General features: G+C 48.6%; 17 protein-coding genes, 3 rRNA genes and 1 riboswitch. Of the genes, 6 read left to right on the forward strand and 14 right to left on the reverse strand.

Annotation, left to right across the window (positions count from 1 at the left end; translation table 11 throughout):
* Positions 1-94 precede the first annotated feature (94 nt).
* Positions 95-955, reverse strand: a complete 861-nt coding sequence (licT, locus tag AC3ITG_RS04455; RefSeq protein WP_413375405.1) for a BglG family transcription antiterminator LicT — start codon at positions 953-955, stop codon at positions 95-97.
* A 311-nt stretch (positions 956-1,266) separates the two neighbouring features.
* Between licT and AC3ITG_RS04460 the strand changes: the two genes are divergently transcribed.
* On the forward strand, positions 1,267-1,434 hold the full coding sequence (locus AC3ITG_RS04460; RefSeq protein WP_064642109.1) for a DUF3934 family protein: 168 nt from the start codon (positions 1,267-1,269) through the stop codon (positions 1,432-1,434).
* 176 nt (positions 1,435-1,610) lie between these two features.
* On the opposite strand, the gene AC3ITG_RS04465 is transcribed toward AC3ITG_RS04460, so the two are convergent.
* Positions 1,611-3,377, reverse strand: a complete 1,767-nt coding sequence (locus tag AC3ITG_RS04465) for a methyl-accepting chemotaxis protein (protein ID WP_489252934.1) — start codon at positions 3,375-3,377, stop codon at positions 1,611-1,613.
* Positions 3,378-4,386: 1,009 nt separating this feature from the next.
* On the opposite strand from AC3ITG_RS04465, the gene AC3ITG_RS04470 reads away from it, so the two are divergent.
* The 5 genes from AC3ITG_RS04470 to AC3ITG_RS04490 all read left to right on the forward strand — a co-directional run bounded on the left by AC3ITG_RS04470 (position 4,387) and on the right by AC3ITG_RS04490 (position 10,869).
* A 16S ribosomal RNA gene (locus AC3ITG_RS04470) occupies positions 4,387-5,938 on the forward strand.
* A 307-nt stretch (positions 5,939-6,245) separates the two neighbouring features.
* Positions 6,246-9,171, forward strand: a 23S ribosomal RNA gene (locus AC3ITG_RS04475).
* 80 nt (positions 9,172-9,251) lie between these two features.
* A 5S ribosomal RNA gene (gene rrf / locus AC3ITG_RS04480) occupies positions 9,252-9,368 on the forward strand.
* The 16S, 23S and 5S rRNA genes sit together here, the layout of an rRNA operon.
* Positions 9,369-9,592: 224 nt before the next feature.
* Positions 9,593-10,216 (forward strand): deoxynucleoside kinase, encoded by a 624-nt coding sequence (locus AC3ITG_RS04485; RefSeq protein ID WP_413375410.1) that lies wholly within the window; start codon positions 9,593-9,595, stop codon positions 10,214-10,216.
* Positions 10,213-10,869 carry a deoxynucleoside kinase gene (locus tag AC3ITG_RS04490; protein WP_489252935.1) on the forward strand — a complete coding sequence of 219 codons (657 nt, stop codon included), beginning with the start codon at positions 10,213-10,215 and terminating at the stop codon, positions 10,867-10,869. The genes AC3ITG_RS04485 and AC3ITG_RS04490 overlap by 4 nt, the downstream gene beginning before the upstream one ends.
* 281 nt (positions 10,870-11,150) lie before the next feature.
* Here AC3ITG_RS04490 and AC3ITG_RS04495 read toward each other — a convergent pair whose 3' ends face one another.
* The 12 genes from AC3ITG_RS04495 to AC3ITG_RS04550 form a co-directional block, all read right to left on the reverse strand.
* The gene (locus AC3ITG_RS04495; protein WP_489252936.1) at positions 11,151-11,894 is read right to left on the reverse strand and encodes a MerR family transcriptional regulator; all 744 of its coding nucleotides are present in this window, start codon (positions 11,892-11,894) and stop codon (positions 11,151-11,153) included.
* Between the two features lie 163 nt (positions 11,895-12,057).
* Positions 12,058-12,723, reverse strand: a complete 666-nt coding sequence (gene thiE, locus AC3ITG_RS04500) for a thiamine phosphate synthase (RefSeq protein WP_489252937.1) — start codon at positions 12,721-12,723, stop codon at positions 12,058-12,060.
* Positions 12,723-13,535 (reverse strand): bifunctional hydroxymethylpyrimidine kinase/phosphomethylpyrimidine kinase, encoded by an 813-nt coding sequence (gene thiD / locus AC3ITG_RS04505; RefSeq protein ID WP_489252938.1) that lies wholly within the window; start codon positions 13,533-13,535, stop codon positions 12,723-12,725. The genes thiE and thiD overlap by 1 nt, the downstream gene beginning before the upstream one ends.
* Positions 13,535-14,344, reverse strand: a complete 810-nt coding sequence (gene thiM / locus AC3ITG_RS04510; protein ID WP_489252939.1) for a hydroxyethylthiazole kinase — start codon at positions 14,342-14,344, stop codon at positions 13,535-13,537. Before thiM ends, thiD begins: the two co-directional genes overlap by 1 nt.
* A 77-nt stretch (positions 14,345-14,421) precedes the next feature.
* Complete coding sequence (locus tag AC3ITG_RS04515) at positions 14,422-15,489, reverse strand: ABC transporter substrate-binding protein (protein ID WP_489252940.1); 1,068 nt, start codon at positions 15,487-15,489, stop codon at positions 14,422-14,424.
* Positions 15,490-15,537: 48 nt separating this feature from the next.
* A complete protein-coding gene (locus AC3ITG_RS04520; RefSeq protein WP_413375423.1) occupies positions 15,538-16,350 on the reverse strand; it encodes an ABC transporter permease in 813 nt (270 codons plus the stop codon).
* On the reverse strand, positions 16,337-17,104 hold the full coding sequence (locus AC3ITG_RS04525) for an ABC transporter ATP-binding protein (protein ID WP_413375425.1): 768 nt from the start codon (positions 17,102-17,104) through the stop codon (positions 16,337-16,339). The genes AC3ITG_RS04520 and AC3ITG_RS04525 overlap by 14 nt, the downstream gene beginning before the upstream one ends.
* Positions 17,105-17,280: 176 nt before the next feature.
* Positions 17,281-17,383: riboswitch (TPP riboswitch) on the reverse strand.
* A 105-nt stretch (positions 17,384-17,488) separates the two neighbouring features.
* Positions 17,489-18,610 (reverse strand): histidinol-phosphate transaminase, encoded by a 1,122-nt coding sequence (gene hisC, locus AC3ITG_RS04530; RefSeq protein WP_489252941.1) that lies wholly within the window; start codon positions 18,608-18,610, stop codon positions 17,489-17,491.
* A gap of 24 nt (positions 18,611-18,634) precedes the next feature.
* Complete coding sequence (locus AC3ITG_RS04535; RefSeq protein ID WP_489252942.1) at positions 18,635-19,411, reverse strand: ATP-binding cassette domain-containing protein; 777 nt, start codon at positions 19,409-19,411, stop codon at positions 18,635-18,637.
* A 23-nt stretch (positions 19,412-19,434) separates the two neighbouring features.
* Positions 19,435-20,220 carry an ABC transporter permease subunit gene (locus AC3ITG_RS04540; RefSeq protein ID WP_379449086.1) on the reverse strand — a complete coding sequence of 262 codons (786 nt, stop codon included), beginning with the start codon at positions 20,218-20,220 and terminating at the stop codon, positions 19,435-19,437.
* A 27-nt stretch (positions 20,221-20,247) separates the two neighbouring features.
* Positions 20,248-21,303 carry an ABC transporter substrate-binding protein gene (locus AC3ITG_RS04545; protein WP_413375432.1) on the reverse strand — a complete coding sequence of 352 codons (1,056 nt, stop codon included), beginning with the start codon at positions 21,301-21,303 and terminating at the stop codon, positions 20,248-20,250.
* Complete coding sequence (locus tag AC3ITG_RS04550) at positions 21,300-22,442, reverse strand: iron-containing alcohol dehydrogenase family protein (RefSeq protein WP_489252943.1); 1,143 nt, start codon at positions 22,440-22,442, stop codon at positions 21,300-21,302. The genes AC3ITG_RS04545 and AC3ITG_RS04550 overlap by 4 nt, the downstream gene beginning before the upstream one ends.
* Positions 22,443-22,620 lie beyond the last annotated feature (178 nt).

The raw sequence follows: 22,620 nt of genomic DNA on the forward strand, positions 1-22,620 counted from the left end.
TCATTTAGGTATCGCCTGCTTTACCAGTAACAATCCTTGTCGTTAAGTTGTGAGACCTACTATAAATGACGCCGAAATCGTTTGCAAGCTTTTTTTATTCAGCGTCCAGCATTTCGTTACGGGAAGTGACACGGTGAATATGGATCGTCAAATACACTTTTTCATCAATGGACATGGCGCTTTCAAACTTCTCTTCAAGGTATTGATTAATCAATTGTGTACACTGAAAAGCCTTGGCATATTTGTCTTTAACCTGCTCATACAGGAAGTTATCACCCGATGCAAATTGCTCCTGTTCATTACTCAGCATTCTCTGAACAAAGTATTGCAGATGGGTAATAAACCTGGAATAATTAAATGAATTTTCATCCAGGGCAATGTGGTAATGATTGGTGACAATGTTGAAAATATCATCAATAACCTCGGTAATTTCAACCGTTTGTTTCATACCCTGACCATCTTGTCGGGCGTTGACAAAATGCATGGCAATAAAGCTGGCCTCATGCTCATCCATTTGGATGCCGAATTGTTCCTGAATCAGATGCACGGCATTCATGCCAATCCAAAATTCCTTTTTGTAAAACTTCTTGATTTGCCACAAAAGGGAGTTCTTCAGTCCGACGGATTTACGGTACCTTGTAATGGCGAATTGAATATGATCAATCAACGAAATATAGATATTATCACTAAAAATATCGCCCATTTCCTGTTTGGCATACCCTACAATTTCGTCTGCCAATTTTAAATATTCAACCGATGTTTCACCGATCAGGTCAATCAATTTTTGCGGTATTTTATCCGATTTCAGCACAAAGGTTTTCTCGATTTTATCCTCATCCACGGGCTGTCCATTTTTCTTCTTGAAACCCAGACCGTTGCCGATGACAACAAACTCTTGGCCTACCTGATTCTCGGCGCGAATGACGTTGTTGTTGAAAATCTGTCGGATGATCATATATGTGTTCACCTCAATAGCTCGTAATAATAACAAAAAACCCAAACAAAGGCTTATTAGACAGCCTTTTGTTTGGGTATCGCCTGCTTACCAGTAACAATCCCGAAGAAGACGCAGCTTCCTCTTTCAATTATGTCCACTATACCGCTTTCATAACAGAATAACAATACAATGATTTATGGAAATGAACGTAAAGACGTCAATTTTTGTTATAATAAGAAAGCTGGAAGTGAAGAAGATGGGCTGGGTTGCATAATAAGTTACCGAGGACGGTCATTTTTAAGCATATACAGGATTATTGGAGTGATAACATGAGCAAAGCAAAAGGAAAAGGCGGCACCGGCCGTGGTACTGGCAAAAAAGGCTGGAACCGTTGGCAAGCCGCCGCTAACCGGGCGAAAAGTGCCCCGAAGCCTTATAAAAGTAAAGGCACAAAGAATAAAACCGATGCCGAAACGCCAAGTGACAAGTCCGTGTAAATGGGCACGAGATAGAGTAGAGAAGAGATCTGACCTGAATACAGGGATGGTCTCTTTTTTATTTCATCGCAAGCGCATCATATTAAACGAATAACAAAAAACCAAGACGCAGGAGTACCCTCAAGCATCTTGGTTTTTTGTTATTAACGTTCTTATTGTTTACTTGGTATTCAGCTCTAGTTAGCTCTTACTTTGAAGAAGGAGATCAGTTCTTGCAATTGGCCCGATACAGCCGAGAGTTCATCAGAGGCAGCAACAATGGAAGCCATGGATGATTCCTGTTCGGCAATGGATTGCTCAATCTGTTTGCTGCTATGTGCTGCTTTGCTGACGCTCGCAGACAACTCATCCGCAGTAGCGGACATTTCCTGTGTGCTGGCGGATATTTCTTCGGTTGAGCTGGAGATATCCTGAATTTGGTTAGCGACTTTGTTCGTAGCTGTCAGAATATCTTCAAAGAATTGACCCGTCTCCATAGTTACTTGAGATCCCTTCTCCACTTCTTGGGAGCCTAGCTGCATAGCTTCGGCAGATTGAAGGATATCGCGTTGAATTCCGTCAATCAAGGTACGGATCTGTTTAGCAGAATCCTGGGACTGTTCAGCGAGTTTGCGTACTTCCCCTGCAACCACCGCGAACCCTTTTCCTTCCTCACCAACACGAGCCGCCTCAATGGAAGCATTCAGGGCGAGCAAATTAGTCTGATCTGCAATTTGCGTAATCATATTTACGATGCTGCTAATTTCGTTGGAGCGGCTTTCCAGAGACTGTATCGATTCCGAAGTGTGCTGCACCGCACCAGAGATGAGTCTCATCTGCTCAACCACTTGTTGCATAATCTCATGACCTGTATTAGAACGTTGTTCCATGTTTAATGCCTCATCCGCAACATCTGCAGAACTGCTGGCAATCGTCTGCACAACGGTAGACATTTCTGTCATTGCTCGGGCACTTTCCACGCTCGCCTGATCCTGGGAGCGAAGGCCGTGAGAGATGTCCCGAATATTGCTGCTGATCATCTGGATATTATCATTATTTTTCTCAGAAATATCTAGTAATTTCTTGGATGAGTCAGAGAGGTGATAGGATGTCGTTTGGACTTTGAACATCGTGTCATTGAATCGCTGAATCATCGTATTGAATTTTTCATTGATAATTCCCAGATCATCCCGTCCGGTTTGGATGGTTACATCCAGATTGCCTGCGCTTGCAGTCTCAATCCCCTTCATAAGGTCACGGATTGGCTTAAGTGTTTTCTTCAATAGGATATACTGCAGTACCATAAACAGGATCAGGAAACCGATAAGGAAAATACTACTGTATGTAATCAGCTTATGAAGTCCTTTTGGAACTGCGTTTGCATCAACGTCGAAGTAAAGTGCGGCGTACATTTTTCCTTCGGCATTTTTAATAGGGTACATAATCGTAGTCCAAGTACCGTATTCGTCCGTATAAAAGCTGCTTAATGCAGGTTCCTCGTCGTTTTTCATACCTTCAAGAGCTATAACATTTTTCTGTGGTAATGGATACATTGAACCTGCTGCCATATTGCTTTCTTCAAAAGGCCCCAACAAATTAGTAGGAATCGCGATGATGGACGTCTGATTTCCTTCCTTCAGTTCAGTGCCGAAGATATAGGCTTGTGCAATATTGGGGTATAGCTCGTGGATGGAATCCAGGTATTCTCTTAATTCTTTCTGAACAGGTCCAGAATAACTTTTCTCTTTTACTGCTTCAAGTACTTTGTCTGTATCCAGATCATCAAACCATTTCTGTGTTGTAACTTCAGCCTGCTCGTACAATTGTTGACTCAAAATATTCTTTTGCAGTTGATATCCCGCAGTAATGAGGATAACCCCAATCAACATAATGCTACCGAATGAAATAACGAGATTTTTAGCAAAGAAGGGAAGAGTACTCCACCTTATCTTATCTAACAACATAGTTCACTCCTTTTTCAAATTGACCATCTGGATGCGTGTTCGCTCTACCTATGGTGCTTCGTATCCATGTGATATATCGTAATAGGGTTAGACTAATGTTAGTTTTTGAATGAAAATGATGCTTTAGTACCAAGGTTTTCAGAATACTTCTCATTTCTTTCATTATTGTGTTCATTATTAAAAAATGCGCAAATTCATAAGGGGAATTTCATTAAAGATTGAGAGAATTGATTGCCAAGAAGCATATGGCCCCTTCATTTTGAGGTGTGAATTGTGCCTAACATGTATATACATAAAGGGGAGAGGGATTTATGTTGAAATAAAGATATGCGCAAATATGAAATACATTAATACGCAAAAATGACTCTAAACGAGAAGTGGCGAATATCGAAAGATCACTGAACGATATCCTATTACTGTAATGAAAGACAGCAGTATATAGATGAAGCTAACTTAATAAGTAGTGACATTAATGAAGAAAAGTTTTCTCGGCCCTACGAGACAAACTGTTCATTAGAGCTTAGACGTTGGGATTACAGCCAATATAGGCTATCCCATAGAACTCATAGAGCGGTTCCCTAGATTCCGTTAGCTTAACAACCGCTGGAGTGCAATTATAATAGGAGAGTAGATCGACTCAATGTAGTGAATAAAATTAATTTATAATATGGGTTGTAATTAGTATTAGAACATGATATATTATTAATCCGGCCAAGAAAACACGAGAAACACGGTGCGGCAAGCGAATGAATTAAGCTTCGAAAGAAACTTAAAAAAAGTGCTTGCAAAGTTGGTTCGGACGTGATAATATATAAGAGTTGCTGAAGAGAACGACGACGGCAATTGAAATGAGTTTGATCTTTGAAAACTGAACAACGAGTGAGTAAACATTCTGCTTGCAGAATGAACGCGAAAGTTGGAGACAAGCCTTGGCTTGAATCGACTGGAGCACAAATGAGATTTTTAATCTCGTCAGTTTCAAAATGAGCATATCGCTCTTTTCAATACTTTATTGGAGAGTTTGATCCTGGCTCAGGACGAACGCTGGCGGCATGCCTAATACATGCAAGTCGAGCGGACTTGAAGAGAAGCTTGCTTCTCTAATAGTTAGCGGCGGACGGGTGAGTAACACGTAGGCAACCTGCCCTCAAGTTTGGGACAACTACCGGAAACGGTAGCTAATACCGAATAGTTGTTTTCTTCTCCTGAAGAGAACTGGAAAGACGGAGCAATCTGTCACTTGGGGATGGGCCTGCGGCGCATTAGCTAGTTGGTGGGGTAACGGCTCACCAAGGCGACGATGCGTAGCCGACCTGAGAGGGTGATCGGCCACACTGGGACTGAGACACGGCCCAGACTCCTACGGGAGGCAGCAGTAGGGAATCTTCCGCAATGGGCGAAAGCCTGACGGAGCAATGCCGCGTGAGTGATGAAGGTTTTCGGATCGTAAAGCTCTGTTGCCAGGGAAGAACGCTTGGGAGAGTAACTGCTCTCAAGGTGACGGTACCTGAGAAGAAAGCCCCGGCTAACTACGTGCCAGCAGCCGCGGTAATACGTAGGGGGCAAGCGTTGTCCGGAATTATTGGGCGTAAAGCGCGCGCAGGCGGTCATTTAAGTCTGGTGTTTAATCCCGGGGCTCAACCCCGGATCGCACTGGAAACTGGGTGACTTGAGTGCAGAAGAGGAGAGTGGAATTCCACGTGTAGCGGTGAAATGCGTAGATATGTGGAGGAACACCAGTGGCGAAGGCGACTCTCTGGGCTGTAACTGACGCTGAGGCGCGAAAGCGTGGGGAGCAAACAGGATTAGATACCCTGGTAGTCCACGCCGTAAACGATGAGTGCTAGGTGTTAGGGGTTTCGATACCCTTGGTGCCGAAGTTAACACATTAAGCACTCCGCCTGGGGAGTACGGTCGCAAGACTGAAACTCAAAGGAATTGACGGGGACCCGCACAAGCAGTGGAGTATGTGGTTTAATTCGAAGCAACGCGAAGAACCTTACCAGGTCTTGACATCCCTCTGATCGGTACAGAGATGTATCTTTCCTTCGGGACAGAGGAGACAGGTGGTGCATGGTTGTCGTCAGCTCGTGTCGTGAGATGTTGGGTTAAGTCCCGCAACGAGCGCAACCCTTGATCTTAGTTGCCAGCATTTCGGATGGGCACTCTAAGGTGACTGCCGGTGACAAACCGGAGGAAGGTGGGGATGACGTCAAATCATCATGCCCCTTATGACCTGGGCTACACACGTACTACAATGGCCGGTACAACGGGCTGTGAAGCCGCGAGGTGGAACGAATCCTAAAAAGCCGGTCTCAGTTCGGATTGCAGGCTGCAACTCGCCTGCATGAAGTCGGAATTGCTAGTAATCGCGGATCAGCATGCCGCGGTGAATACGTTCCCGGGTCTTGTACACACCGCCCGTCACACCACGAGAGTTTATAACACCCGAAGTCGGTGGGGTAACCGCAAGGAGCCAGCCGCCGAAGGTGGGATAGATGATTGGGGTGAAGTCGTAACAAGGTAGCCGTATCGGAAGGTGCGGCTGGATCACCTCCTTTCTATGGAGAATCGTTTCCCGCGTGGAAACATTCAAATACGCAGCTTAGCTGCAAAACTACTCACTCGTTGCTCAGTTTTGAGAGCTCAAACTCTCAAACAGCTTGCTTTTGCATGGAGCTTGTTCTTTGAAAACTAGATATCGAAACGAAATTTTGCGATTTAGAACATTCCTTTTTAAGCTGAACTTGTGTTAAACAAGTTTCAATAAATAGTGAAAACTGCATTGCGATGGTATAGAGTGAGAGCGACTTTTGGATTTGCGCAAGCAAAACAAGGGAAGCGAGCAGTCGAAACCGGAGCAAATATGGTTAAGCTACTAAGAGCACACGGAGGATGCCTAGGCGCTAGGAGCCGATGAAGGACGTGGCGAACAACGAAACTGCCTCGGGGAGCTGTAAGCAAGCTTTGATCCGGGGGTGTCCGAATGGGGAAACCCAGCTGGGGTAATTTCCAGTTACTCATAACTGAATACATAGGTTATGTAGAGGCATACCAGGGGAACTGAAACATCTAAGTACCTTGAGGAAGAGAAAACAATAGTGATTCCGTCAGTAGCGGCGAGCGAACGCGGAGAAGCCCAAACCAGAGAGCTTGCTCTTTGGGGTTGTGGGACATCTCACATGGAGTTACAAAGGAACCGGTTAAGCGAAGAGGTCTGGAAAGGCCCGCCAAAGAAGGTAAAAGCCCTGTACTTGAAAGTCTGTTCCCTCCGAGATGTATCCCGAGTAGTGCGGGGCACGTGAAACCCCGTATGAATCCGGCAGGACCATCTGCCAAGGCTAAATACTTCCTAGCGACCGATAGTGAAGCAGTACCGTGAGGGAAAGGTGAAAAGCACCCCGGAAGGGGAGTGAAATAGAACCTGAAACCGTGTGCTTACAAAAAGTCAGAGCCCGTTTTAGGGGTGATGGCGTGCCTTTTGTAGAATGAACCGGCGAGTTACGTTCCCGTGCAAGGTTAAGGTGAAGAGCCGGAGCCGCAGCGAAAGCGAGTCTGAATAGGGCGACTTAGTACGTGGACGTAGACCCGAAACCGGGTGATCTACCCCTGTCCAGGGTGAAGGTGCGGTAACACGCACTGGAGGCCCGAACCCACGCATGTTGAAAAATGCGGGGATGAGGTGGGGGTAGCGGAGAAATTCCAATCGAACTCGGAGATAGCTGGTTCTCCCCGAAATAGCTTTAGGGCTAGCCTCGGAAAACAGAGTCGTGGAGGTAGAGCACTGATTGGGTGCGGGGCCCGCAAGGGTTACCAAGCTCAGTCAAACTCCGAATGCCATAGACTTACTTCCGGGAGTCAGACAGTGAGTGCTAAGATCCATTGTCAAAAGGGAAACAGCCCAGACCATCAGCTAAGGTCCCCAAGTGTGTGTTAAGTGGGAAAGGATGTGGAGTTGCACAGACAACCAGGATGTTGGCTTAGAAGCAGCCACCATTGAAAGAGTGCGTAATAGCTCACTGGTCGAGTGACTCTGCGCCGAAAATGTAACGGGGCTAAACACACCACCGAAGCTATGGCTTGATGCTTTGCATCAGGGGTAGGGGAGCGTTGTATAAGGGTTGAAGGTGTACCGTAAGGAGCGCTGGACATTATACAAGTGAGAATGCCGGTATGAGTAACGAAAAGATCAGTGAGAATCTGATCCGCCGAAAGCCTAAGGGTTCCTGAGGAAGGCTCGTCCGCTCAGGGTAAGTCGGGACCTAAGGCGAGGCCGAAAGGCGTAGTCGAAGGACAACAGGTCGAAATTCCTGTACCACCGTAAGCCGTTATGAGCAATGGGGGGACGCAGCAGGGTAGTGACGCGGACTGATGGATGTCCGTCTAAGCAGTGAGGCTGATGTGTAGGCAAATCCGCACATCGTAAGGCTGAGCTGTGATGGGGAGCGAAAATTATAGTAGCGAAGGTCATGATCTCACACTGCCAAGAAAAGCCTCTAGCCAGGTGATGGTGCCCGTACCGCAAACCGACACAGGTAGGCGAGAAGAGAATTCTAAGGCGCGCGGAAGAACTCTCGTTAAGGAACTCGGCAAAATGACCCCGTAACTTCGGGAGAAGGGGTGCCCCGGTAGTGTGAATAGCACGAGGGGGCCGCAGTGAAAAGGCCCAAGCGACTGTTTAGCAAAAACACAGGTCTGTGCGAAGCCGTAAGGCGAAGTATACGGGCTGACGCCTGCCCGGTGCTGGAAGGTTAAGGGGAGCGGTTAGGAGCAATCCGAAGCTGTGAACCGAAGCCCCAGTAAACGGCGGCCGTAACTATAACGGTCCTAAGGTAGCGAAATTCCTTGTCAGGTAAATTCTGACCCGCACGAATGGCGTAACGACTTGGGCGCTGTCTCAACGAGAGATCCGGTGAAATTTTAATACCTGTGAAGATGCAGGTTACCCGCGACAAGACGGAAAGACCCCATGGAGCTTTACTGCAGCTTGATATTGAATTTGGGTACGATCTGTACAGGATAGGTGGGAGCCTTTGAAACGTGAGCGCCAGCTTGCGTGGAGGCACCGTTGGGATACCACCCTGATCGTATCTAGGTTCTAACCTGGTACCGTAATCCGGTGCGGGGACAGTGTCAGGTGGGCAGTTTGACTGGGGCGGTCGCCTCCTAAAGAGTAACGGAGGCGCCCAAAGGTTCCCTCAGAATGGTTGGAAATCATTCGAAGAGTGCAAAGGCATAAGGGAGCTTGACTGCGAGACCTACAAGTCGAGCAGGGACGAAAGTCGGGCTTAGTGATCCGGTGGTACCGCATGGAAGGGCCATCGCTCAACGGATAAAAGCTACCCTGGGGATAACAGGCTTATCTCCCCCAAGAGTCCACATCGACGGGGAGGTTTGGCACCTCGATGTCGGCTCATCGCATCCTGGGGCTGAAGTAGGTCCCAAGGGTTGGGCTGTTCGCCCATTAAAGCGGTACGCGAGCTGGGTTCAGAACGTCGTGAGACAGTTCGGTCCCTATCTGTCGTGGGCGTAGGAAATTTGAGAGGAGCTGTCCTTAGTACGAGAGGACCGGGATGGACGTACCGCTGGTGTACCAGTTGTTCCGCCAGGAGCACCGCTGGGTAGCTATGTACGGAAGGGATAAGCGCTGAAAGCATCTAAGCGTGAAGCCCCCCTCAAGATGAGATTTCCCAGTATGTAAGACCCCTTGAAGACGACGAGGTAGATAGGCTGGGGGTGGAAGTGCAGCAATGCATGGAGCTGACCAGTACTAATCGGTCGAGGGCTTATCCAATATGCAAGTTGTAAATCGCAAATTTCGTTTCGGATCTAGTTTTCAGAGAATGATCTCTGAGATGTAAGCTAAGCTATGCGTTTGGTGGCGATGGCGGAGGGGTTCCACACGTACCCATCCCGAACACGACCGTTAAGCCCTCTAGCGCCGATGGTACTTGGACCGCAGGGTCCTGGGAGAGTAGGACGCCGCCAAGCAATCAAAAGACACGATCGGACATAAGCGATCGTGTCTTTTTCTGTTATTATGATTTGGGGAATGAATATAACTACTGTAGACTGTTTTATATATCTTCGTCTTAGAGATAAAACTCATTTTATACATAAAATACTGGCCTTCCCATCATCCAAGCTGTGATACAATAGGTGGGGTCTATATAGAAACGGAAACACGCATGAGTACGAGGAGGAACTGAATCACGATGAAATCAGCCCCGTTTATTGCCGTGGAGGGTCCGATTGGTGCGGGGAAAACAACGTTAGCAACGATGCTTTCTCAGGAATTGAACCTTCCGCTGGTCAAGGAAATTGTAGAAGAGAATCCCTTTTTGGCTTCCTTCTATCAGGATATAGATGAGTGGAGCTTCCAGCTTGAAATGTTTTTTCTGTGTAACCGGTTCAAGCAACTGGAAGATACAGGCGTGCACTATATTAAGAAGAATACACCCGTCATTTCGGACTATCATATCTATAAAAATATGATTTTTGCGGATCGTACCTTAAAGGGAACGAAACGGGACAAATACCGTCAAATCTATCATCTCTTAACGGATGATCTGCCGAAACCCAATCTGGTGCTCTATATTGAGGCTGAACTCGATACATTGATGAACCGTATCAACAAACGTGGTCGGTCTTTTGAGCAGGATATGGACCCGGCTTATATGGAGCAGTTAATTGCAGATTATAAAACAGGCATGGATTACCTGGCTAGCAGCCCGAATCCACCGATGATCATTAAGGTCAATGCGGAGCAGCTCGATTTTGTAGAACATCCCGAACATTTCAAACAGATTGTTAATCAGGTAAAGGAGTATATCACATGAACAACTATGGCATTCCGGCCAATGCATTAATTACGGTAGCAGGTACCGTTGGGGTGGGCAAATCCACTCTAACAGCGGCACTGGCAGAGCGTTTGAGTTTCAAGACTTCGCTCGAGCAAGTCGACCACAATCCATATCTGGAGAAGTTCTATCATGACTTTGAACGCTGGAGCTTCCATTTGCAGATTTATTTCCTGGCAGAGCGTTTCAAGGAACAGAAGAAAATCTTTGAACTGGGCGGTGGATTTGTACAGGATCGTTCCATCTATGAAGATACAGGTATCTTTGCGCAAATGCATGCGGATCAGGGCACAATGTCGGCTACGGATTTCGAGACGTACAGCAGTTTGTTTGAAGCTATGGTGATGACACCGTATTTCCCTCATCCGGACGTACTGATTTACCTGGAAGGCAGCCTGCCATCCATTCTAAATCGGATTACGGAACGCGGAAGGGAGATGGAGATTCAGACCGACCGTTCCTACTGGGAACATATGTATGAGCGCTATTCGGTATGGATTAATCAATTTACTGCCTGTCCGGTACTGCGTTTGAACATCGATGAGTACGATGTGAATGATCCAGCATCGGTGGATGCCATTTTGGCGCAGATTGCTGCTGTCATTAATCCTTCCAACGCGACGCAATTATAAACATTAATTTATCTAAGTATGTTATTCATAGGTTAAAATGAGATCCCCTCTCTGCCAATTCAAGGCTAATAGAGGGGATTTTTTGCGTTATTTTGAGATAAAAGCATGGGCACAGAATCTATTTTAATGATTATAAGATAGTAGAAATTTGTTGAATAAAAGGAGTATGCATATAGCAATAGGTGGGTTCGAGTGATGTCCTAATAGCTTAAGAAAGCATATGAACACTTAATGGCAGTTGACGTTGGATGATACAAAATGGTATCTAACTTAACGCCTGATTAGCTGTTTTGGTCAGCAAACACAGCCATGGCATCCCTCATAAATACAGCCAAGCCTTCACCGAATTGATCAATATTACGTGTGAAACGTTCGTCGTCCACGTACATTTGGCCCAACCCTCTGAAGACTTCAGGAGAATAATTGCCTATGTTGTTCAGATAGCTGTACCATTCCGAGATTCCGGCTTGAGCTTCGGCAGAGTTTGGGTCCGTGTGACGAATTGCTGCAAGACGGGTGTAGATTGAATTCATTTGATCGGATAGAGCTTTTTGCTCCCCAGGAGACTGGTTCTGAATCTTTTGGTTAGCCTGATCCACCGCTTGGTCTCCCCAACGGTCCCGCGCTTCCTGCTCATACGGATTATGACTGAAATTAAACCCTTCAAATTGTTCTTTGGCTGTCATCTTAATTTCTCCTCTCACGTGTTGAACTGATTTATCAATGGTGGCGATCATTTGGTCCAACCGCTGGCGTTTCTCCAGCAAAATACGGCGATGCATATTCAGGGCTTCTTTTCGATCGAAAGATGGATTGTTTATAATCTCCTTGATATCTTTCAGAGAGAAATCGAGTTCTTTAAAAAATAAAATCTGCTGAAGCATTTCCAGATTGGCATCTGAATACAGTCGATATCCGGCAGAAGTCACTTCGTCCGGTGTTAACAGTCCGATCTCATCATAGTGATGCAGTGTGCGCACACTGATCCCGACAAGTTCGGCCACTTCTTTTACTTTCATGGCCATGATGGAAACCTCCTTACACCACCGATTGTACAGCGTCACGTTACGTGAGAGTCAACTAGTGAAAATAATAAAATAAGATGCAGGCACCGAAGCTGCATCTTGAGAATGTGCTGCACCATCTATCTGGTGCAGCACATGGGCTGGCGGTGCAGGGAGCGCATGGCTACGCCTGCATCCCGCGCACCGACGCAGCGAACTGCGCAGCCGCTGCGCGCACATCGGCCGCGCCAGCGATGGCGGAGATGACGGCTACGCCGTCGGCTCCTGCCGCCATCACGGCGGCCGTGGTATCGGGCGTAATGCCGCCGATACCCACCACCGGAACTGCGATGCCTGCGGCGCGCAGTTCGGCTACCCCAGCGGGGCCCAGCACAGCATGGGCATCCGCTTTGGACCGCGTCGGGTACATTGGCCCGACGCCAAGATAGTCGGCGCCCGCCTGCACTGCACGGCGGGCTTCCAGCGCGGAGTGGGCGGATACGCCAAGCATCCGCCCTTCTCCGATGCGGGCGCGTACCAGCGCCGCGTCCGCATCATCCTGGCCGACATGTATGCCATCGGCCTCCACCGCCACAGCCAGCTCCACATCATCGTTCACGATGAACGGTATCCCGTGCTGGCTGCACACCTCGCGAAGCCGCATCGCAAGCGTAATGCGTGCTTCGCCAACTAGAGCGCCAGTTCCTTTTTCCCGGAACTGGAACAGCGTAATGCCGCCAGCGATGGCTTGGCGTAGCACCTCCACCGGGTCAAGCGTCGTATTCACGCTGCCCATTACCAAATACACCTGCATCGCATGCCGTATCGCTTCTGCATCCAGATGGCGCATCACTGCTCACCCCGCTGTCTGCGCTGATACGCAAAATGATTCGTCGGCCCATGTCCGGCCCCAATCCCCAGCTCATCTTCGATGGCTGCCTGAATGAATGCTCGCGCGGTGGTGACGGCAGCCAGTACAGTTGAGCCCTTCGCCAATTCGGCAGTAATGGCTGCAGAATACGTACATCCCGTTCCATGGGTATGCCTTGTCACTACCCGAACGTTCTCCAGATAGTGAAAAGATTGCCCATCATAAAGCACATCGACAATCATGCCACTTCCCTCATCATGACCGCCTTTTACCAAAGCATACGTGGAGCCCATCTGCACGATTCGTCTTGCGGCTTCTTCGCGCTGACTCAAATTCAAAATGGACATTCCAGTAAGAAGCTCTGCTTCCGGAATGTTCGGTGTCGTGATCAGTGCATGAGGCAGCAGCTCTGTAATTAACGCTTGAACGGCCTCCTGCTGTAGCAGGGGAGCGCCACCTTTGGCAACCATAACCGGATCGATGACCAAATTGGACCATCCATATTGCTGCCATTTCTCGGCAACCAGTTTAATTATCTCAGCACTATAGAGCATGCCCGTTTTCACGGCTGTAGGCTGAAAATCATCACCGGTCGAATCCAACTGTTGAGCAATACCTTCATATGAAATAGGGAAGACGCCCTGCACACCTGTTGTATTTTGGGCAGCGATAGCTGTAATTATAGTCATGCCGTACACACCAAGCTCCTGAAAGGTCTTCAGATCAGCTTGAATTCCGGCGCCGCCACCATTATCGGAACCAGCAATCGTCAAAGCCTGCGCAATACTCATTACGCACCTCCATTAAACTGGCGAACCTGTGCCCGCTGTGCAAGAACGTCAGGTGTCACTTGGGCCAGTTGATTCAGCAGTTCGATCTGGAAGCTGCCCGGTCCCAGGTCAGCGGTACGTTCCGCCGCAATCTCTGCTGCAACGCCATAGAAAGCGAGTGCCTCCACAACACTGCCCAGCAAGTCGTCTCCCGGTTTCGCTATGGCTGCAAAAGCACCAATCACAGAGCTGAGTAAGCAGCCTGCACCAGTCACTTGGGTAAGCAAGGCATGTCCATTACTCGTCAGGAATGTCGTTTGCCCATCCGTAATGACATCCTCTCTTCCGGTAATGACGACCACACAGCCGAGTTTTTGTGCTGCCCGTTCCGCTATTCCGATTCGATCCCCTTCGCCGTGACCTGCATCTACACCTTTGATGCTCCAACGCTCGCCGATGACATTGGCGACTTCTGCCACATTGCCCCGCAACACCGTGAGGCGAAGCTCACGAACGAGCATCTGAACGGTTTCCGTACGATAGGCGGTTGCGCCGGCTCCAACCGGATCGAGTACAACAGGTACGTTATTTGAATTAGCTGATTGACCAGCCAAACGGATCGCCTTAACCACCTTTTCGTCCAGAGTGCCAATGTTCAGTACAACCGCTCCCGACATCTTGGCAACATCAGCGACTTCTTCATGCGCATAGGCCATAAAGGGAGATGCACCTAGTGCGAGCAAACCGTTGGCCGTAAACGGAGCGACGACAATATTAGTAATGTTATGAACGAGTGGATTTTGCGTACGAACACGTTCCAGATAAGACATATGAGTTCCTCCTTATAAATAAGCAATGACAACTTTCAAATTTCCCTTGATCTCGTCCAACAACCGATTTTCCTTACTTACTCACCCTGCAAGTTGATAAAAGCATCCTCAGCCTTCACGGAATCCGGAATCAGTTCACTTTGAACCAACCATGCGCGTACGTTTTCCCAAGAAGAGGCGTCCTGCCTGCCAAACGGCTGACCTTTTTCATTCATCAGTGGCAGTAAAATATTCAGACTTTTGGTTTCGATCTCCGGGTCAAGTGGAGATGTTTCGTTCTCATGCGCAAGCAGAATGTTCAGTGCGTCCTCGGGGTGCTCTGTCACATATTTCTGTCCTTCCTGCATCGCTTTGATGAGGCGGGTAAGCTGATCTTTTTTCGCTTCAATGCCCGCATCACTTGCAGTGAGGACCAGTTCATAATAATCAGGTACGCCGTAATCGACGGGATTGATCGATTTCATGGCGTGGCCTTCTTTTTCCAGAATCAATTGTTCATGGTTAATAAAACCACCCATAATGGCATCTGCCTGTCCGGAGGCCAGGGAAGGGATCAGGTCAAATCCTACATCGACCAGATTCATCTTATCGGGATTACCGCCATCCTGGCTGATCATGGTACGCACCATCGCTTCATACAGAGGGATTGAGGAATAGCCGACCGTCCTCCCTTCAAGATCTTTTGGCGACTTCACTTTACCTTCAGCTTCAGTCAACAGATGCACGAGCGGATGACGAACGACGGCTGCAATCGAACGTACAGGAATGTTCTCCCCACGCGCGAGCAAAATTTGCGGCTGGTAGCTTAGTGCAAGATCGATTTTCCCGGCGGCAACAAGTTTGAGTGCATCATTCGTATCGGCAGGCATCTGGATATCGACATCCAGACCTTGATCCGCGAAGTAACCATTCTCCTGAGCAACATAGATGAAGGAATGCACTGCATTCGGGTACCAATCGAGCATGATGGACAGCTTGTCTTTGGATTCCGATAACCTTTCGGCCGAAGATGATTCTGTATCTTTTGCATTGGAAGTTGAATCTGTGGCAGGCGTAGTGGTACCCGTATTTCCGCATCCGCTGATGATCAGCAACAGGGTTATGAGCAGAATGGGGATCAGGGAATATATATGCTTTTTATTCATAACGTAAAGTTCCTCGTTTCCTTGTTTTCTGTTTTTGAAATCCGAAAGTTATCCAGTTTTTCTTCTACCTGCATGACGTGGTGTACCGAATCTTCTCTCCATCCATGCAATGAGTACAAACAGGGCGATACCGAGCAGGGATAACAGCACAATGGCGGCGAACATCGCATCCGTGTTCATATTGCTCGACATTCTGCGGCTGAAATAACCAAGACCCTTGCTTCCGCCAAGCCATTCCCCGATCGTTGCACCGACCACACAATACACCACAGACATTTTCAGTCCCGAAAAGAAGGAGGGAAGGGCAAGTGGAATCTGGAGTTTGCGAAAAATATCCCACTTGCTGGCCCCCATCGTCAGCAGCAGTTCACGCTGCTCCGGATCACCTTGGCGCAGGCCATCGTAGGTGCTCACCACAATTGGGAAAAATGCGATCAAGAATACCACCGCGACTTTACTCCACAAGGTGTAGCCAAACCAAAGGATGAAGACGGGGGACAGGGCAATCAGTGGGATCGTCTGACTGATCACGATGAAGGGATATAACGCTTTTTCAATCGACCGATTCATATGCATACCAGTTGCAAATACAATTCCGGCACCAATGGACAAGCCAAAACCAACGATAACCTCCATCAAGGTAGCGGGCAGATGTGTAGCCAACAGGAGGCGGCGATATTCATACAGCGAACTGGCAATCGCCGTCGGGGCTGGAATGATGAAGGAAGGCACCCATCCCATACGCACAATCCACTCCCAGATGACAAGCAGCAAGATCATGAGCAAAAGAAACAGACCATAACGGGCAAGCCAACCTCTTACGCTATCCTTCATGCTGTCTCTCAAGTTACCGTCTCGCATGCAATTGTTCCTCCAGTAGTCGTCTCATCTGGACGAGAGCCGGTTCGTAGATCATGTCCGAATGTCTTGGACGTGGCAAAGGTACCGTCAGATCCTGCAGCTGTTGACCTTGGCCCCCCGGAGTTAACAGGATAATCCGATCACTGAGCAGCAGGGCTTCTTCAATGTCATGTGTGATGAACAACACGGTTTTGCCAAGGCCTTCCCATAGCTCCAGCAGCCAGCGATGCATCTCCCGTTTGGTCAGGGCATCGAGTGCGCCGAATGGTTCATCCAGCAGCATGAGTTGGCCACCTGTCAGCAAAGTACGAAGCAGCGCGACACGCTGGCGCATGCCACCTGACAGCTCGTCCGGGTAAGCATGCGCGTGGCCGGATAAGCCAAATCTGTCGAGGCCAGCCAGGATATCTGCTCGAATCCTTACCTTATCCTGCCGACCTGCAGCAAGTTCAGAGGGGAGCATGCAATTTTCCATGACGGTTCTCCAGGGTAACAGGAGGTCCTTTTGTGGCATGTAGGCCACCTGCCCCAGTCGCTTTCCTTCTTGAACCCAAGGAATTTCAATGGTTCCGTGTGTTGGCTCAAGCAAGCCTGCCAGCAGCTTGAAAAGGGTACTTTTACCGGAGCCGCTGGAACCGATGAGCGAGACAAATTCGCCTTTGGCTACACGCATCGACACATTGGAGAGCACGGGGGAATCCCTTTTTCCCGGGAAAGCGTAGCTCATGTTGTGAATGGTTATATCGTTATCCATCTCGTTCCGTCCCCCCTTGTTATTCATAATTCAACTTCAAACCGCGGGATCTTTAATTACACCTTCTGATCTGCTCGCAGAACGCGAAAAAGACCCACCCATTTCCGGAGAAATGAGTGGGTCTGTAAGTTCAATTCACATTAAATTTCATCATCAACATGAAAAAATCCGCTTACTGAGAGGCCGCTCCACTTCCCTCCGCTGGTATGATCCAGATCAGGTTCAAAGGGTCCGAATCGTTCGATTCGTCTCAGCCGCAAGGCTCCCCTAGTGCAATGTTTAAGATATGCAGTTGTGTGTTCAGCATATATCACATGCAAGTGGAATGTAAAGAGGGCGGCTTAAAAGAAGTGTGCGTAATGTGACTTGAGAAAGTAACCTATTCTAATCGTTTGAATGTAACAGTGAATCAAGCTCACCGATCAGACGGACAATCTGCGCAGGTGTACCAATCGTAATCCGAAGCCAGGTAGGCATACCGAATTCGGCACCGCCGCGGACAGAGATGCCTCTGTTCAACAATTCTTTGGTAATCGGGCCACTATCCTGTAACAGATCAACCATGATGAAATTCGTTTCGGAAGGGATGTAGGGTAATTTCCACTGATCAAAGGACTGAATTAAAGTTTCCCGTCCCTGACGATTGTAGTGCAGGCAATGAGAGACAAATTCATGATCATCCAGGCTGGCCGAAGCAGCGGTTTGGGAAGTGGCTGTCAGACTGATGGGCAGCTTGACCCGGTTAATGCCTTCAATGATGCTTTCATTCCCGATGCCATATCCAATTCGCAGGCCGGCAAGTCCATATATTTTGGAGAAGGTCCGCAAAATAATCAGATTATTGTACTGCTCCAGCAGCTTAACCGTATCAGGGTAATCTTCACTTTCCGCAAATTCATAATACGCTTCGTCCAGGACAACCACAACATGGGAGGGAACATGTTCGAGTAAACCAAGTAAGGCATCTGCCGTGAAAATGGTTCCGGTCGGATTATTCGGATTGCACAGCCAGATGATTCGGGTAGAAGCATTGATCCGTTGCCGGAATTGCTCCAGGTCCAGTGAATGGTTGACCAAAGGCACTTCATGAATGACCCCGCCTGCCAGCAGCGTAGCGCCCTTATACCAGTTAAAGGAGGGCACCGGAATGAGTGATTCCTCGCCGGGATTAAGATAGGCTTGGGCGGTAAGGGTTAGGAGTTCGAATGATCCACTGCCAAATACCAGTTGGGAGGTACGCACACCCAGTCGCTCCGCAAGTTTGTCACGCAGCAATTGGCTGGAGCCGTCGGGGTATTGAGCCAAAAGATCGGAACCCAGCGATCTGACTGCATCCGCAGCCAGGGGAGAAGAACCAAACGGATTCTCGTTCGCTGCAAGTCGATCCACACTTTCCAGTCCCAGCTCCCGCCGGATTTGTTCCATGGATTTGGCAGGCGTATAAGCCGGAATTTGATTTAACAGGTCTTTAACAGGAGGAGAGGGTACGGGTGAAAGGGATTGCATAATCATGCCTTCTTTCCAGTGGAATTAGATCGAGAATGATATCTGTTTCTGGGCAATCTGCTGTGCTGTCTCTTGTTGAGGAGTCAGCAACCGATTCAGAATCAGGTTTTCAAAATGAGCAAACCCGCTATCCCGAACGCGTGGCCGCTCCAGCGTAATTCGGGTATCCATCGTTATATGACCATCTTCGATTAACAGCACCCTGTCTGCCAGCGCAACCGCCTCACTGACATCATGAGTGACCAGAATGACGGTCAGGCCTTCTTCTACCCACAAGCGTTCGATTAATTGCTGCATCTCAATTTGGGTTAATGCATCCAGTGCACCCAGCGGTTCATCCAGCAGCAGTAAGCGTGGATGACTTGCGAGTGCCCGTGCCAAGGCGACACGTTGTTTTTGTCCGCCAGATAATACCCCCGGCCAGTCACCTTCACGCTCTCCAAGTCCTACATTGCGAAGCGACTGGCGTGCATCTTCCTTGTTCTTGTCGGGGATGCCCAGTCGTACATTGTCGAGCACGGATTTCCAAGGCAGCAGCCGGGCTTCCTGAAACAGAAATCGTGTCTCGGGTGCTGTACTGCCAAGCTTTCTGTTGCCCAGCATAATGCTCCCGGAAGAGGGGGGTTCCAGCCCGGCGATCAGACGCAGCAAAGTACTTTTGCCACAGCCGCTTCGTCCAACGATGGCTACAAATTCCCCTTGTCTTACATTGACGTTGATGTCGGATAGAATCGTCCGCTGATCATACGATTTCTGAACCCCATCTACTTGAAGAAAAGGACTGATCTGACTTGTGCTCATGGATTAATTCACACTCCTTTGCTTTACTTGCGGGATAGAGCCGGGTTCCAGCGCAGCCAGCGCCTTTCCAGCCATTTGGCGATGGTATCGGACAGCTTGCCCAGCAGGGCATATAGCAGAATGCTTAAGACGATTACGTCCATCTGCATGAATTCCCGCGCGTTCATCGCCATGTACCCAATCCCCGCATCCGCCGCAACCGTCTCGGCTACGATAAGTGTCAGCCACATAATGCCAAGTGCATAACGAATGCCCACCAGAATGGAAGGCAGTGCACCAGGCAGGATAATGTCCTTATAAAGGGACCAACGGCTGAGGCCATATACTTTGCCCATTTCAATCAGACCGGGATCGACCGATCGTATGCCGTGAAACGTATTCAGATATACCGGAAAGAATACACCTAGGGAAACGAGGAATAATTTTGCTTCTTCACCGATCCCGAACCACACAATAACGAGGGGGATCAAGGACAGATGCGGAATGTTGCGGATCATCTGCACCGAGGAGTCGGCGATCTTTTCCGCAAGGGAGGAGATGCCATTCAGCACACCCAGCAGGAAGCCCAGACCCCCACCAATGAGAAATCCTCCCAAAGCCCGCCTGGCGCTGATACTGATATTGTTCAATAACTCACCGTTTCGAAGCAAACGAATGAAGGCCTCCAGTACCTGAGCGGGACGGGGCAAAATATTGGCTGCAACAACTCCAGATGCAGTAAGCCATTGCCACAAAGCCAGAATGAGTAGTGGGACAACAAAAGGAATGAATTGGTTAAACCATGCCCGGTTAAAGGTGTTGGACCGCACGTTATGCCTACCTCCTTGCTTCCTTCGTTATTGGCTACCTGGAGCTGGAAGTTGATCTTGAAGTTCATCACTCCAGAATGTGCTCACATCGACTGCCTGCTCAAAAATTCCCGCTTGCTGAAACGTATCCGCTACGTCCTGTTCGGACTTGATGGCCTCGTCAGAAATGGCAACAATACGTGATGGGCGTTGTGCTTCTCCATCCGTGTAGGTTTTAAGGGCTTGTTCCACCGGCTGGTGGGTGTTGTCTGCTGTAATTTGAGCCCACGCATCCTTATTGGCACGAGCCCAATCATTGAATTTGTTGATTCGCTCCAGATAATCGGCAAGGACCTCTTTCTGTTCCGCATTTGCAATAGCCTGATCGGAGGCGGCTACAAGGAAGCTGCCTGAGAGGATATCTTTGGCGCTGGCGAGCGTTGTTGCTTCATTCAGATGTGCGGAGATGATGGCATTGCCGTAACTGGCAAGGGCATCCACTTTCCCGCTAATCAGGGCGCTGAGTCCATCGGCTGTTGAAAGTTCGACCGGACTGATGTCACTCCAGGTTAATCCGGCTTCCTCCAGTATTTTGAGCAGGAAATAGTGGGCCGTTGTATTTTTTACGAAAGCAACTTTCTTGCCTTTCAGGTCAGCAACTGATTTGATCGATGAACCTTTAGGAACAACGACCTCCTGATTTAATGTGCTGCCTTGTTGTACCGCAATAATTTTGAAGCTTCCACCATTGGCAGCCTGAGATGCAAAAATGGGCGGAATTTCACTGGTAACACCAAAGTCCAATTGATTTGCAGCCATGGCTTCGAGGATCAGGTTACCTCCCTGAAATACGTTATAAGTGACTTTATAGGGGGTGTCATCGAGTCCGGCGGCTTTTAGCCCCAATTCGAGATTGCCCCATCCGGTCTGACCAACACGAATAGTAACGTCATTATTCGAAGCAGCTGATGCCGCTGTCGGTGTTGAGCCTGTACCCGCGTCCTGATTGTCAGCTCCGGCAGAGCAGCCGGAAATCAGCAACAACAGAAGCGCGCTCAGAAAGGCAGTTAAGGGAAGAGTGTAATGGCGGTTTGGACGGATCATAGGGAGGAAACCTCCTTGGTGTATGTACTGCTTTCACTGGACTGACTGGATTCTATGAATGTTTGGCCGATACGGTCTGCCTGAAGAATGGCTTCGGTTACCTGCGCCGTGCTAACTCCGAAGGAGAGATGTGCCGCACTGCCTTCCCGCAGCTGTAGTCCTGCTGCAATGCGCGCAGCAGCTTCCTTAGACTGTTGTTGTATGCCTAGTTGGGCAAGAGTGATAGGCAGATTTAACTTATGTAACAGAGTGGTTAGCTCATGAAGCTCATCCCCTGCTTTGCCTTCAAGAATCCACTGGGTGAACAGTCCAAAAGCTACCTTTTCTCCATGTAGTGAAGCGTGTGTTTCGGGTAATTTGGTGAGGCTATCATGTAGCCCATGAGCAATCGCGGCATGAAGTGATCCATCGCTAATGCTGCCCACAAGGCCTGCGAGCACAATAATGGCATCGGCAACATCACGGAATTGAGGCGTACTACCGGTTGTATCGGTGGATTCATAGACATCGATGGCGTGCGCTTCAAGAATATCGAGTGCAAGCTTGGCAGTGCTGACACTGTTTCGGAGAGTGAGGCTGGTGGCGTTACCACTCAGATTAACGGCGAACTCATGCCATTTTACGAGCGTGTCACCGATCCCTGCGGCCAAATACCGCCTTGGTGCACTCGCCAGAATATGAGGATCAGCCAGAACGAGATTAGGCGAACGGCGCAGGGGACGATATCCTGCAGATTGGCCCTGTTCATCATAGAGCACGGTTAAGGCGGACCAGGCAGCGCAGGTTGCGGCAATCGTTGGGACCGTTACAATGGGCAATTGGGCTTGCTCGGCCACCGCTTTGGACAGATCAAGTACTCTGCCGCCACCGACGCCGATAATCAGATCAACATCCAGATCGAAAGCTTGTTGCGTAAAAGTATCAATCTGGCCTGTTGTAACCTCACCGTGAAACAATTGCACATGGAACTTGATCTTATGCTCCTCCAGTGAAGGAAGAAGGTAAGGCTTTACGGCTTTTAATGCAGACTCACCGGCGATGATCAGAACATGTTGCCCAAGCTGTGCAATTCGCGAACCACTTTGCTCAAGAATGTTAGCCTCGTGTACATATACTGCGGGTGCCTTAACAGTAATCATGAATACACTCCCTTTATAGCTTATTATTCTTACGTTTTAACTAGGTTTTAATTTCTTTAGATTCTAGCATCGCGTTTCAGCAACCACAATAACCCGGACAATCAATAGATCCTATACTTCGATTGAAAGAATCTATAGGTGGACGTAGTTAATGGATTCGAGGAGAAAAGGGAATTAA

The organism is Paenibacillus sp. GL_099_B, from assembly GCF_057835695.1.

What these genes read in the sequence shown, in the direction of transcription:
- AC3ITG_RS04550 (WP_489252943.1), bottom strand. Translation starts at nt 22,442, where the DNA reads ATGATTACTGTTAAGGCACCCGCAGTATATGTACACGAGGCTAACATT.
- AC3ITG_RS04465 (WP_489252934.1), bottom strand. Translation starts at nt 3,377, where the DNA reads ATGTTGTTAGATAAGATAAGGTGGAGTACTCTTCCCTTCTTTGCTAAA.
- AC3ITG_RS04520 (WP_413375423.1), bottom strand. Translation starts at nt 16,350, where the DNA reads ATGCGAGACGGTAACTTGAGAGACAGCATGAAGGATAGCGTAAGAGGT.
- hisC (WP_489252941.1), bottom strand. Translation starts at nt 18,610, where the DNA reads ATGCAATCCCTTTCACCCGTACCCTCTCCTCCTGTTAAAGACCTGTTA.
- AC3ITG_RS04515 (WP_489252940.1), bottom strand. Translation starts at nt 15,489, where the DNA reads ATGAATAAAAAGCATATATATTCCCTGATCCCCATTCTGCTCATAACC.
- thiE (WP_489252937.1), bottom strand. Translation starts at nt 12,723, where the DNA reads ATGCGCCATCTGGATGCAGAAGCGATACGGCATGCGATGCAGGTGTAT.
- AC3ITG_RS04525 (WP_413375425.1), bottom strand. Translation starts at nt 17,104, where the DNA reads ATGGATAACGATATAACCATTCACAACATGAGCTACGCTTTCCCGGGA.
- AC3ITG_RS04490 (WP_489252935.1), top strand. Translation starts at nt 10,213, where the DNA reads ATGAACAACTATGGCATTCCGGCCAATGCATTAATTACGGTAGCAGGT.
- AC3ITG_RS04485 (WP_413375410.1), top strand. Translation starts at nt 9,593, where the DNA reads ATGAAATCAGCCCCGTTTATTGCCGTGGAGGGTCCGATTGGTGCGGGG.
- thiM (WP_489252939.1), bottom strand. Translation starts at nt 14,344, where the DNA reads ATGTCTTATCTGGAACGTGTTCGTACGCAAAATCCACTCGTTCATAAC.
- thiD (WP_489252938.1), bottom strand. Translation starts at nt 13,535, where the DNA reads ATGAGTATTGCGCAGGCTTTGACGATTGCTGGTTCCGATAATGGTGGC.
- AC3ITG_RS04495 (WP_489252936.1), bottom strand. Translation starts at nt 11,894, where the DNA reads ATGGCCATGAAAGTAAAAGAAGTGGCCGAACTTGTCGGGATCAGTGTG.
- AC3ITG_RS04545 (WP_413375432.1), bottom strand. Translation starts at nt 21,303, where the DNA reads ATGATCCGTCCAAACCGCCATTACACTCTTCCCTTAACTGCCTTTCTG.
- licT (WP_413375405.1), bottom strand. Translation starts at nt 955, where the DNA reads ATGATCATCCGACAGATTTTCAACAACAACGTCATTCGCGCCGAGAAT.
- AC3ITG_RS04535 (WP_489252942.1), bottom strand. Translation starts at nt 19,411, where the DNA reads ATGAGCACAAGTCAGATCAGTCCTTTTCTTCAAGTAGATGGGGTTCAG.
- AC3ITG_RS04460 (WP_064642109.1), top strand. Translation starts at nt 1,267, where the DNA reads ATGAGCAAAGCAAAAGGAAAAGGCGGCACCGGCCGTGGTACTGGCAAA.